The sequence below is a fragment of the Clostridium sp. UBA4548 genome (genome assembly GCF_002387895.1).
GTDB lineage: Bacteria > Bacillota > Clostridia > Clostridiales > Clostridiaceae > Clostridium_J.
The window spans coordinates 250985-263635 of record NZ_DGLI01000048.1 but is presented as its reverse complement, the minus strand read 5'-3'; the positions used below and the strand labels follow the sequence as shown (position 1 = coordinate 263635).

Genomic DNA, 12651 nt, shown 5'->3' with positions numbered 1-12651 from the left:
TATCATGCTATAATAAATTAAGTGAAAATACATTGCATTAACACCTAATAAAATTTTAAAATGTTAAACTAATTATATTAAAAGTGGTGTGAATTTAAATAACTATAAACTTGGAGGAAATAGATGAGAATATTAATCGTAGAAGATGAAGTTCATTTAGCAGAAGCTTTAACTCAAATACTAAGAAAAAACAATTATACTGTAGATGCGGTAAATGATGGTGAAGCTGGTGTTGATAATGCCCTAAGCAATATTTATGATTTAATAATACTAGACATAATGCTGCCAAAGATGGATGGTATAAGTGCTTTAAAAGAAATTCGAAAAGAAGGACTTTCTACTCCAGTAATACTTCTTACCGCTAAGGGAGAAATCTCAGATAAAGTTTTAGGCCTTGACAGTGGTGCTGATGATTACTTGCCTAAGCCCTTTGCAACAGAAGAGCTACTAGCTAGAACAAGAGCTATAGCTAGACGTAGAGGGGAAGTAGCTCTGGACAATACTTTAAGATTTGGAGATATTCAGCTTACCACAGATACTTTAAGATTAAGTTGTAAAGACAAAGAAGTTAAGCTTATTTTAAAAGAAAGTGAACTTTTAGAGCTTTTAATAAACAGAAAAAAGTCAACTAGTTCAAAAGAGCTCATCATTGAAAAGCTTTGGGGCTTTGATTCTGAGGTAGAACATAATCATGTGGAGGTTTATATTTCCTTTTTAAGAAAAAAGCTAAACCACTTATGCTCAAGTGTAAAAATAACAACGGTTCGTGGCGTTGGCTACATACTGGAGGAAAGTTAAATGTTTAAGGAGCTTAGAAACAAATTTTTAATGCTAAACCTTGTAATAATTTCAGTAATGATGGTAATTGCTTTTTCTACTATTTATCTAATTACTTATAATAATGTTAAGAGAGATATAAATTTAGAGCTTCATAAAATATCTGATATTAATAAAAAGCAAAAGGATAATATGAAAGAACCTATACCAAACTTTAACACCATGACTCCTCCTCAGGATCGCTCACTTTCCTTTACACTAATCACAGACAATGATGGTAAAACAGTATCGCTTTTGTCTATTTTTAATATGGAAGAAGATTTTTATGAGAAAGCTAAGGAAAAAGCATTATCCTTTAATAGTGATAGTGGAAGATTTAAATTAGAGGATAACCATTGGGCTTTTGTAAAAATTTCTTATATGAATGGGTATAAACTTGTATTTTTAGATATAACAAGGCAGCAGTCAATTCTCACAAACCTCATCTTAACCTTTCTAGCCGTTGCCTCATTAATGTTAGTTGTTATTTTCTTTATTAGTAGATTTTTTGCTAATAAGTCTATTGCACCAATTAAAGAGGCTTTTGATAAGCAAAAGCAATTTATTGGAGATGCTTCTCACGAGTTAAAAACACCTCTAGCAGTTATTAATACTAATGTAGATGTGCTTTTATCTAATGGTGAAGACACAATAAATAGTCAAAAGAAGTGGCTGAATTATATTAAGACTGAAGTTGAAAGAATGTCGAAGCTAACAAATGATTTACTTTACTTAACTCAAATGGATTATTCTGACGTGAAAATGATATTTTCAAACATTAACCTTAGTGAAACTATTGAAAATGTAATTTTAACTATGGAGGCTGTAATTTTTGAAAATAATATTTTATTTGATTATGATATTGAGGAAGGCCTAACAATCCATGGAAACAATGAGCAAATAAAACAAGTTGTTATGATACTTTTAGATAACTCATTAAAATACACAGAACCAAAGGGTACTATTAATCTTTGTTTTAAAAAAATTAGTAGTAATGCAACTCTTTCCATAACCAATACAGGAAAAGGAATAAGTGAAGATCATTTAAGCAGAATTTTTGATAGGTTTTATAGGATTGATAAATCTCGTGAAAGAAAAAGCGGTGGCTATGGACTTGGACTTTCAATTGCAAAAGCAATTGTGGAGCATCATGGAGGAAAAATTTACGCTAGAAGCGTAGTAAATCAAAGTACAACTTTCATTGTAGAATTACCCTCTTTATAAAGGTAATATCTAATCTAAATTATCAAATTTTTAAAGATAATTTAGATTAGATATAAATATTCAAATACAATTCTATACACTACAATAATATATTTCGTACTTTTAAAATAAAGTTGCGGATATGATTTTTTCATACCTTCATGGATCTTCTATGCAATAATGACTAACTTTTTCATAATTAACAACCTTGAGTTAACCTTTATTAGATGATTTTTTCTCTACAACTCTCTCCACAAGAGTAACTTTTATTATGTCCCCAGGTTGCTTTCCAATCTTAGCTCTGATATCCTTCTTGATTCCAATAATATGGCAAGGAGTTTTCATTTTAACAAGGCTCCCTTCATAAACTTCCCCATCAAAAGTTGCAGTAACAGGTACTCTTCCCTTTCCAAATTCAGCCTTTACATCAAAGGGAATTTCAATGTAAGCTCCATCAATATCAGGTACTTTTTTAATTTCCGCATTAAATTCATATATCTTACTCATTTGTCTTCCTCCTTATAAAATACTACTATTTTACCATAGAACTTTTCATTGAACTTCTTGACAATTAAGTTTCATCAACCTTTCAAAGTAAATTAGAAGAAACTTAATTGTTCCTCCTCATACTCTGTTCTATAAGCTTTTATTATATCTGGCATTTTGTATAGTATACCTTTCCTATTGCATCCTTCTTTAAATAACTTCCACAATTCTTTATTCCTTATAGAATTACACTGATAGGAAAATCCATATTTCTTCACATATTTGTCCTTTATTCCTGAAAATTTCTCATTGAGCCTTTCATAAAAGAATTCTCTTTGACCCGGTCTAAGAGTCACTCCAAAATAAGGATAAATAAACTTTGCCCCACTTTCAGCTGCTTTTTCTATTATATTTAGTATATTCTCATCATTGTCCTGAATAAAAGGCAATACAGGCATTAATAATATACCAGAAAAAATTCCATTTTTTGAAAGCTCACTTATTGCTCGAAACCGCTTTGAAGAAGAAGCTACATTGGGTTCAACTTTCTTACTTAACTCGTCCTCAGCAGCAGTAATTGTTACTTTAGCAATTACTGGAGAGTGTTTTTTTATATTCTTTAGTATATCTATATCCCTAACAATTAAGTCACTTTTCGTTGCTATTGCAACACCAAACCCATAAAGATTTATAATTTCTAGTGCTTTTCTAGTTAGCTTACCCTCCCTTTCTAAGGGATTGTATGGATCAGACATTGAACCCGTAGCTATAACCCCTTTTTTTCTCTTTGATTTTAGCTCATTAGTTAATATTTCAATAGCATTTTCCTTACCTCTAACCAAACTAAAATCCTTTATACCATAACACTCACTCCTTGAGTCACAGTAAATACACCCATGAGAGCAACCTTTATAGATATTCATATTATAATTTGTTCCAAACCAATTCTCATTATAGGTTCTTTGAGATAAGATTTGTTTTGCAGGAATAAACTCCAATACATACACCTTCTTCCTTCAAGGGTTGTTAATAGGTATATTATATAGGATTTATAGTTTATTTTACAGAACTAAAACCAAATTTAAGATGAATAAAATCAAAGGTAAAATTTATTTTTTATTTCTCTAGTCTATACTGTCATATTTCCCTATGATAATATTATAAATATACAAAACAAAGTTGATAAATAAGGAGTAGTGTTATTTTGAGTAAACTTAAAAATAGTAGCCACAGAAAAATTCCTTTTCTTGATAAAATGGGTTATGGCCTTGGAAATTTCACCACTGGAGTTTCAAATCAAGTTATAGGAACCTATTTAGTTTTTTATTGCACAGCCATTCTTAATATCCCAGGGAGTTTAGTTGGACTTGCTGTTAGCTTAAGTATAATTTGGGATGCCATCACCGATCCTCTAATGGGTTATATTTCTGATATGACTAAATCACAAACCTTTGGAAGACGTCACCAGTACCTCTTAATTGGAGGCATAGGTCTTGGAATATGTAACTTCATACTTTGGAATATAAATTCTGGAATTTCTCAATATTTGAAATTTGCTTTTATTTTCATTTTAATAATTGTAATTAAGACCTTTAGTACAATTTACGTAACTCCCTACACTGCCCTTGGTGCAGAACTTTCTAATGATTATAATGAAAGAACAACAATACAAGGAATTAAAACAATATTCTTCCTTCTTGGACTAGCCTTTGTATCCGTATTTGGTATGTTTGTATTCTTTAGGCCAACGCCAGAATTTCCTTCTGGACAGCTAAACCCTGCCTCTTATAATAACATGGGGCTATTTACTTCAATACTTATAATTGCTTTTGCAGTTTGGTGTTTTTACTCTACTAAAAAATATATTCCTATTCTTAATGAACATATTCAAACTGGCACAAGTGATTCAAAGTTGTCTACTTTACTTTTAGCCTTTAAAAATATATTTCTTAATAAAACCTTTAGGCATGTAGCTTTTGCCTATATGTTTACCAACATAGCTTCAGCCTTAGTTACAAATATGGGACTACATGTTTTTACTTACACTTTTTCATTGAATAGTCAACAAATTGCCCTTATAGTTGGAGTACAATTTTTAATTTCAATTATATCTCAACCTATCTGGTCACTAATCTCTAAAAGATTAGACAAAAAGCCTTCTATGGTTTTGGGAATTATACTTTGCATCATAAGCAGTTTTATTTTCCTTCTTTTAATATTCATGAAGGATCATGTTACCGGTAATGTGCTTTACTTTTTCCCCTTTGGAATCTTAGCTGGTTTTGGTACTGGTGGACTTTTCACACTACCACTATCAATGATTGCAGATGTAATTGATTTAGATGAGCTTAATACTGGAAAGAGAGCAGAAGGAAGCTATTATGGTTGTTTAACTTTATTTTATAAGATGTCTCAATCTATCACCCTTCTACTTATAGGCTTTATATTAGACTGGGTGAAATTTGATGCAAATTTAACTATACAAGCCGAAAGCACAGTAATCATTCTTGGTTTATTACTTAGTATTGGCTCGGCTATAAGTTTTATTGCAGCTCTTTTAAGCGTATTAGGCTATAATCTTAACAGAAATAAGGTTGAAGATATTCAAAGAAAAATTGCTGAAAACACCTCTTTTTGATGTTTATCCACAATAGCTTATAAATAATATCTATATATATATTAACTTATAATAGAGCTTGCTTTCTTTAATGGATTTCAGAACTATCTTAATGAAATGTAACAAAGCCAGAGTTTTCTCTGGCTTTGTTTTTCATAGTAAGTTTATTATTAAAATATTTATCTAAGCTGTTGTTACTTTAATAGACTAAGATACTTACTAAGTTGTTACACTCTATAAAGAACTTGTTTTTAACTTCCTACTAAAATTGCAGTAAGAGGTTACAACTATTTATCTTTCCATACCAGCATAAATAAAAATTGCATCCCTTAGAAACTCTGCAGTACCAGGCTGCTCTTTATCGTAATAAGCTGTAAATCTTTCATCATCCACATACATTTGAGCAAGTCCCGCATGAGCTTCTTTATTATATTGTGGCCATGAAAAGCCTAGCCACTGTTTATGAAGATCAGCAGCTTTTTGTGCAAGTTCACCTGCTGGGTCTCCTGTTTTGAAAGCCTCTGCTAAGGTTTCTTCTAATTCTCTTCCTATTTCTATCATTTTCTCGTATTGTTCTTCAGTCAAATTCATCATTTTGGCATTAGACTTATTAACAGTGTCCTCACCATATTTTTTTCTAATTTCCTTACCGTATTTCTTTTCATTGTCATCTATAAGCTTTTGTTTAAAACCTTCAAATTTTTCTTTATTTGTCATTTTAAATTTCCCCTCTCTTAATGCTATGGTTTTATCTACATTTGCAATTAATTTATCTAATTGCTCTCTTTTTTCAAGGAGTTTTTGTCGATGGTTTTTAAGTGCAGTAGCTCCATCGAAGGAAGGTGAAGTAACCATAGTTTTTATTGTATCTAAATCCACACCTAATTCCTTGTAAAACAATATTTGTTGTAACATATCAACTTCAGCTTCACCATAAATTCGATATCCTGAGGAATTAATTCTTGCCGGCTTAAGAATTCCTATTTCATCATAATATCTAAGTGTTCTAGTGCTAACACCTGCTAAGTTACTAAGCTTTTGCACTGTATACTCCATATCCATATCTCCTCTCAGGCTCCAAAATTAATTTACTGAGGTGCCTTAATATTAATTTACACCTTTACGCAACGTGAGGGTCAAGAGGTTTTTTCATATTTTTTTGTAAAATGTAAAAGTAATTTTATCTGATTTCTTCATTTCTTATATACTTAAGAAATCCATCTTCCATTATTAACTTTATTGACCCTGTTTCATCCAAATACTCAACATAGGATCTTAGCATTCTCTCCAATACATTATATTTATAGATAGTTTTCACACCTATCTTGAATTCCTTAATAACCGCCCTCATAATTTCCTCCATTGTCATTGTTCCATTTATCACATTATATACTCTAACTGATATTTCCTTAAAAAAGTCATTATTATCATCTATGAGCTTAGAAATATTCTCATAAATCCCCTTGTGCGCTACTATGTATTTATTGCAATTCAAATTACGAAGTTTTTCTTTACTTTCTAAAGCTTCCCTAAGTATAAAGCAATAAGGTAATTTTGACCCCCTCATCACCTCATAACTTATTAAAGCATCCCCCACATAAGCCACATTATCAGGAGTTGTAACACATATGTGAGCTGGACTATGGCCTGGTGTATGAATTATTTTAAACTTTACCCCGCACAAATATATTTTGTCTTGCTCATCAGAAATCATAATATCCGTTTCACAAACCATATGTCCATAATGCTCAGTTATCTCTGATAAGTTTTGATTACTATAAAATACCTTTAGATTTATAGTAGAGCTGCAAATATGAGCCTCATAAGCAGGCATAGCAATTATTGAATTATATTTTTCTTTAAAATGTGTATTGTTTCCTATATGGTCTATGTGGGAATGAGTGCAAAGTATTCCCGATATCTTGAAACTATTCTCTTCTAAAAGTTTATCTATACCTTCTCGTTCTCCTTGCTTCCATCCCGTATCCAACATAATTATCTCTTCATCATTAATTTTATAAAAAGGAATATAAGTCATTCCAGTATCAATACAAAAGGTATTTCCTTTTACTTTTATTATTTCCATGTAACCATCTCCTAGTTTTCATTTATAAGCTTATATAAAATTATATTTGTAGCAAAATTAAACATTTACTAACACATAAATCCACACTGATTTGTTTTACTTTGAACTTTAATAATTCATTCACAGGATTAGGAAACTTCAGCATAATTATTATAACTTTATGACTCCATAAAAACTAGGACATTTGATGTATTATGGCATTAAACCAAGAATTTTATCGCAAATTTAAACAAATTTATATTTACATTTTATTCATTATTTATTCAAATTTCTATTTTATGGATATATAATTAAATATAAGATAGTATAAATTATCTAAATTTATACTCTTAATTTGAATTAAGAGGGAAGTGTTTTTATGGATAGTCAAAATTTATTAAAGGACCCTGCAGAATCAAAGCTAAGACGTGAGCTTGGCTTAGGTGCTGCAATTGCAATTGTTGTAGGTAACTGCATCGGTTCTGGTGTTTTCATGGCTCCAGCTTCACTAGCAAGAATTTCTAATCCTACCACTGCGATTATAGCTTGGCTTATCACTTCAGTTGGTTCTCTACTCATAGCCCTTAGTTTTGCAAACTTATCTTCAAGAATTCCAGTAACTGGTGGTCCCATTGCCTACACAAGAAAAGCCTTTGGAGAGTTTCCAGCCTTTCTAATTGGGTGGACTTATTGGATTGGTGCTTGGGTTGGTAATGCAGCAATCATAACTGCCTTCATGAGTTATTTTACTTACTTTGTTCCCTCAGCAAATACTCCACTGGCAGCATTTTTAATCACATCCTTTGTATTATGGTTCTTTACTATTATCAATATCTTAGGAGTGAAGAATGCAGGTATTATCGGTATTATTACTACAATATTAAAAGTAGCAGCTTTATTAGTTTTCCTAGTTATAGCTATAATAAATTTTGATCCTCAATACTTATCTACGGTATCTAGCAGTGAAGTAAGCAGCATGAGTACCTTACCTGCAGCTATAGCAGTAGCTTTATGGGCTTTTGTTGGCTTAGAAAGTGCCACTGTACCTGCTGGAGAAATTAAAAATCCAGAAAAAAACATCAAAAAAAGCACCATTTGGGGTACCCTAATTGCTGCATGTATCTATATTTTAATATCAGTAGTTGCTATGGGTGCAATGGGTCAGGACGTATTAGCTAAGTCTGATGCCCCACTAGCAGATATAATAAATGCTTCAACTAATGGAACTTGGGGTGGAACCTTCATTGCTATAGGTGCAATTATTTCTACTCTTGGAGCAACTTCTGGATGGATTTTAACTACTGGAAGAAGTGCTTATGCAGCAGCAGAAGAAAAACTTTTCCCACCAATTTTTGCACATGTAAGCAAAAAATTTGCTACGCCTACAGCTTCTCTTATAATAAGTGGAATATGTGCTAATATTCTTCTGATTCTAAATTATGTAGGAAGTTTAAGATCAGCCTTTGACTTTATGATTTTACTTGGAACCTTAGCATTTTTGCCTGCTTATAGCTTTGCTGCAGCTGCAGAAATAGTGCTTCTTAAAAAATTCCCAGGGAAATTCAACTTCTGGAATTTCCTTAAAAACTCCTTTATTTCTTTGCTAGCCTTTGCTTACTCTATATATGCAATATATGGAACAGGTGCAGAGGTTGTTATGTATGGATTTATCTTAATGCTTGTTGGTATACCTTTCTATGTATATATGATGCTACGACAACGCCAAACAATTACAATAAATAAAGGCAAAGAGAATAATATGATGAGCTAAATACTTTTACTTCAAACAAAAAAGAGCAATTGAATCAAAGGTTCATTTGCTCTTCTTTAATGTGTATTAAGTTTATAAGTACTTTAATTTCCATTAACCTTAGTAGGTGCTGAATACTTACGCACAATAAAAATTTCTACCCTTCTATTTTTAGCTCTACCGTCACTTGTTGAATTATCATACTTAGGCTTTTGATCTGCATAAGCTTGAATTGACATTCTTCCCATTTGCACTTCACCTGTGCTACCTATAAAATTCATTACATTGATGGCTCTCATAGCACTTAAGTCCCAATTTGAGCGAAACTTAGAATTACTAATGGGTACATTATCTGTATGTCCTACAATTTTAACTTCATTATCTAATCCCTTGAGCATACGAGAAATTTCCTTTAGCAAAGGTTCCACTCCTTGTAATACTTGTGCATCGCCTGAATTAAAAAGTACAACATCCTGAATAGATATTTCTAAGCCTCCCTCATTGAGATCTACCTTAACCTTATCTCCATATCCTCCACTATCAATTTGACCCTGCAAATTATCTTTAACTTCTTTCATTTTATTATCTTCTAATACATTATTTGAAATAGGTGAATTTTCAACTCCAGAACTTCCTGGTTGTGGTACCGGAAGGCTTGGCCCTCCTTCTTCCATTAAACCACTTCCACCTGAGAATATAGCATTAAAGTTCTGCTGAACACTCTTAAATTTTTCGTTATCAACTTTACTCATAGCAAACATAACAATAAAAAGGGCTAACAAAAGAGTAAGCATATCTGCATAAGGAATTAGCCATGTTTCATCAACGTGTTCTTCATGATGCACTTTTTTCTTTCTCATGATAAATCTCCTTTAAATATCCTTATTGTTTTTTTCAAAACTTACTCTATCCTTTGGCGCTAACATACCTAATAGTTTTTTTTCTATGCTTTTTGGATTTTTCCCTTCCTGAATTGATAGAATACCTTCTAACATGATACGCATATTAGTTATTTCCTCATGGGATTTTCGTTTTAATCTAGTTGCAAAAGGATGGAAAATTACGTATCCAAAGAAAATTCCATATAGAGTTGCCACAAAGGCAGCAGCTATCATATGACCAAGTTTTTCTGTATCATTTAGGTTTCCAAGAGCTCCAATTAATCCAATAACAGCTCCTAAAACTCCCAGGGTCGGAGCTGATCCTCCTGCAGTTGTAAAAATTGAAGCTCCAGCACGGTGTCTTTCTTCAGTCTCATCAATATCAATAGTTAAAACTTCGTTGATAAATTCAGGGTCTGCACCGTCAACTACCATCTCAAGTCCTTTTTTCATAAATTTATTCTCTAGTCCTTGAATAGTATTTTCAAGACTTAATAACCCATTCTTTCTTGTGCTTTGCGCCATTTCTATAATTTGTTCTACAATGGCTACCGGCCTTTCTTTTTGCTTATTTCCAAAAAGAACTCCTAGTATTTTAGGAATTTTAAGAAATTCCTCCTTAGGAAAAGAGTTCATTACTGCTGCAATGGTACCAATTAGAATTATTATAGCCGCAGCTGGATTTAGAAGTACAGTAACATCTGCTCCCTTTACAATCATACCTACTATTATTGCAAAAAGACCTGTAATAACACCAATAATCAAAAAAATATCCATTTTACATCCCCTCATATCTTTCGTATATGTTAAAATTCAAAGTAAATAAATGTAATTTATAAACATGTTTCGACCAAATTATACATTTTTTTCATGGAAGTATTATATCATATAATATAAATAAAAAAATAACTTTATCAAATTTTTTTTCTTAGTATCATTAGTAAAAATTGAGAGATTTTTCTTGCAAATTTAATCCATGCCAAAAAAGTTCTAAATCCTGACTTTTGTTATAATTAATTAACTTGATTGCTTTGCTATAAATTTATAAATTATATGCAATTTGTGATAAACTATCTATAATACCAGTATTATTTTAAAGTTATAGTTAAACTTTAAAGGACAAATATTAAATTGAAAACTAGAGGTAATTTATATGAATTTATTTAGAAATCTTATAAACAATTTAGGTTATGTTGTAATACTAGCTTTCACTATTTCAAATATATCTATAGTAAAAAAAATAATACAAAGAGACAAATTTAGAAAGAGAGAACTTACCATACTTGCTTTAGCCTTTGCTATTTTTGGCATAATTGGAACCTATTCTGGTACAGATGTAAACGGCGCCATAGCTAATACCAGAATAATTGGAGTAATGGCTGGTGGAATTCTTTGCGGTCCCTTTGTTGGAATTGTAGCTGGCACTCTTGCTGGAATTCATAGATTTACCTATGATATTGGTGGAATAACTTCTATTCCTTGCGCTATAGCCACAATTATTGCTGGATTTATTTCTGCTATTCTGTACAAAAAAGGTACAGGGCACAACAAATGGTTCTATGGATTCATTGGTGGATTAGTAATGGAAAGCATTGAAATGCTTCTTATTTTACTTATCTCTAAGCCCTATACCAGTGCAGTTTCTATAGTAAAAAGTATCTACTTTCCTATGACCTTTACCAATGCTTTAGGTATAAGTATTCTTATACTACTTATAGAAAGAATCTTTAATGAAAAAGATCAAATAGCTGCATCTCAGGCTCAACTAGCCCTAGAAATAGCTAATAAAACGCTCCCCTACTTTAGGGATGTAACCAATGATTCTTTAGTTAAGATTTGCTCTATAATAAAAGAGTCTACTGGGGCTGCCGCAGTTTCAATTACTGATAGGAATACAGTTCTTGCTCATACTGGCCTAGGATCAGATCATCATGTTGTAGGAAGCCCTATACAAACCACAGCTACAAAACAGGTAATTGATAATGGTTCTATGAGTATTTTAAACTCTGCAGAAGAAATACAATGCTTTTGCGGAAGCTGCCCTTTAAAATCTGCAATACTTGTCCCTCTTAAAGAAAACCAAGAGGTCATTGGAACCTTAAAATTGTACTACCCAATAGAAAATGGTGTTTCTTATACCACAGAAAAACTGGCAGTTGGGTTATCTCAATTAATTTCCACCCAACTTGAAATTAGTAAGTTGGGGAGACTTGAAGATATGGCTACAAAGGCAGAAATAAAGGCTCTTCAAGCTCAAATCAATCCACATTTTCTCTTTAATGCCTTAAATACTATTGTATCTTTTTTAAGATTTAATCCAAATAAAGCAAGAGAGCTTATAGTAAACCTTTCTAACTATTTAAGATATAACATTGAAAACACTAGTACCTTTGTGGATATAAGCAAAGAACTTGAACAAGTTAAAGCTTATGTTGAAATAGAAAAAGCTCGTTTTGGAGATAAATTAAAGGTATCTTATGATGTTGATGAAAATATAAATATTAAAATTCCATCACTTGTTATTCAACCCTTGGTAGAAAACTCTATTAAGCATGGGATTTTAGAGGGTTCTGGATCAGGTAATGTAAAAATCATTGTGAAAAATTATAATTCAAATGAAGTTCTCGTTATAATAGAAGATGATGGTGTTGGAATTTCCCAACATATAATTGACAACATATATAATGGTACTTCTAAGGAAAACAAAATTGGTATGTCTAATGTTAACAATAGACTTAAATATATATATGGTAATGGACTTAATATTGAAAGACTTAGTGTGGGTACAAAAATAAGCTTTATACTTAATGAAAAGGAGAAAGGTGGCTAAATT

At 31.6% G+C, this 12651-nt stretch carries 11 protein-coding genes; 5 read left to right on the top strand and 6 right to left on the bottom strand.

Going from position 1 to position 12651, the window contains the following annotated elements; translation table 11 throughout:
- The first annotated feature begins 123 nt into the window (after positions 1-123).
- Positions 124-798 (top strand): response regulator transcription factor, encoded by a 675-nt coding sequence (locus B3040_RS18740; protein WP_291576652.1) that lies wholly within the window; start codon positions 124-126, stop codon positions 796-798.
- Positions 799-2040, top strand: coding sequence for a sensor histidine kinase (locus B3040_RS18735; RefSeq protein WP_291576650.1), 1242 nt, complete (start codon positions 799-801; stop codon positions 2038-2040).
- 192 nt (positions 2041-2232) lie between these two features.
- On the opposite strand, the gene B3040_RS18730 is transcribed toward B3040_RS18735, so the two are convergent.
- Complete coding sequence (locus B3040_RS18730; protein WP_291576647.1) at positions 2233-2526, bottom strand: DUF1905 domain-containing protein; 294 nt, start codon at positions 2524-2526, stop codon at positions 2233-2235.
- A gap of 92 nt (positions 2527-2618) precedes the next feature.
- On the bottom strand, positions 2619-3503 hold the full coding sequence (locus B3040_RS18725) for an SPL family radical SAM protein (protein WP_291576646.1): 885 nt from the start codon (positions 3501-3503) through the stop codon (positions 2619-2621).
- Positions 3504-3709: 206 nt separating this feature from the next.
- Between B3040_RS18725 and B3040_RS18720 the strand changes: the two genes are divergently transcribed.
- Positions 3710-5143 carry an MFS transporter gene (locus B3040_RS18720; protein ID WP_291576644.1) on the top strand — a complete coding sequence of 478 codons (1434 nt, stop codon included), beginning with the start codon at positions 3710-3712 and terminating at the stop codon, positions 5141-5143.
- A 270-nt stretch (positions 5144-5413) separates the two neighbouring features.
- On the opposite strand, the gene B3040_RS18715 is transcribed toward B3040_RS18720, so the two are convergent.
- Together B3040_RS18715 and B3040_RS18710 are read right to left on the bottom strand one after the other, a co-directional pair.
- Positions 5414-6178, bottom strand: a complete 765-nt coding sequence (locus tag B3040_RS18715) for a MerR family transcriptional regulator (RefSeq protein ID WP_017414232.1) — start codon at positions 6176-6178, stop codon at positions 5414-5416.
- Positions 6179-6302: 124 nt separating this feature from the next.
- Positions 6303-7208 carry an MBL fold metallo-hydrolase gene (locus tag B3040_RS18710; protein ID WP_291576640.1) on the bottom strand — a complete coding sequence of 302 codons (906 nt, stop codon included), beginning with the start codon at positions 7206-7208 and terminating at the stop codon, positions 6303-6305.
- 358 nt (positions 7209-7566) lie between these two features.
- Here B3040_RS18710 and B3040_RS18705 point away from each other — a divergent pair, with 358 nt between their 5' ends.
- A complete protein-coding gene (locus B3040_RS18705) occupies positions 7567-8958 on the top strand; it encodes an amino acid permease (protein ID WP_291576638.1) in 1392 nt (463 codons plus the stop codon).
- An 83-nt stretch (positions 8959-9041) separates the two neighbouring features.
- On the opposite strand, the gene B3040_RS18700 is transcribed toward B3040_RS18705, so the two are convergent.
- Positions 9042-9797: a flagellar motor protein MotB gene (locus tag B3040_RS18700; protein WP_291576636.1), complete on the bottom strand. Its 756-nt coding sequence runs from the start codon at positions 9795-9797 to the stop codon at positions 9042-9044.
- 12 nt (positions 9798-9809) lie between these two features.
- On the bottom strand, positions 9810-10595 hold the full coding sequence (motA, locus tag B3040_RS18695) for a flagellar motor stator protein MotA (RefSeq protein WP_291576633.1): 786 nt from the start codon (positions 10593-10595) through the stop codon (positions 9810-9812).
- Between the two features lie 376 nt (positions 10596-10971).
- On the opposite strand from motA, the gene B3040_RS18690 reads away from it, so the two are divergent.
- On the top strand, positions 10972-12648 hold the full coding sequence (locus B3040_RS18690) for a sensor histidine kinase (RefSeq protein ID WP_291576631.1): 1677 nt from the start codon (positions 10972-10974) through the stop codon (positions 12646-12648).
- Positions 12649-12651: the final 3 nt, after the last annotated feature.

Excerpts from the sequence above, each read along its gene's own strand:
- B3040_RS18740 (WP_291576652.1), top strand. The coding sequence starts at position 124 with ATGAGAATATTAATCGTAGAAGATGAAGTTCATTTAGCAGAAGCTTTA.
- motA (WP_291576633.1), bottom strand. The coding sequence starts at position 10,595 with ATGGATATTTTTTTGATTATTGGTGTTATTACAGGTCTTTTTGCAATA.
- B3040_RS18710 (WP_291576640.1), bottom strand. The coding sequence starts at position 7,208 with ATGGAAATAATAAAAGTAAAAGGAAATACCTTTTGTATTGATACTGGA.
- B3040_RS18705 (WP_291576638.1), top strand. The coding sequence starts at position 7,567 with ATGGATAGTCAAAATTTATTAAAGGACCCTGCAGAATCAAAGCTAAGA.
- B3040_RS18730 (WP_291576647.1), bottom strand. The coding sequence starts at position 2,526 with ATGAGTAAGATATATGAATTTAATGCGGAAATTAAAAAAGTACCTGAT.
- B3040_RS18690 (WP_291576631.1), top strand. The coding sequence starts at position 10,972 with ATGAATTTATTTAGAAATCTTATAAACAATTTAGGTTATGTTGTAATA.
- B3040_RS18715 (WP_017414232.1), bottom strand. The coding sequence starts at position 6,178 with ATGGAGTATACAGTGCAAAAGCTTAGTAACTTAGCAGGTGTTAGCACT.
- B3040_RS18700 (WP_291576636.1), bottom strand. The coding sequence starts at position 9,797 with ATGAGAAAGAAAAAAGTGCATCATGAAGAACACGTTGATGAAACATGG.
- B3040_RS18735 (WP_291576650.1), top strand. The coding sequence starts at position 799 with ATGTTTAAGGAGCTTAGAAACAAATTTTTAATGCTAAACCTTGTAATA.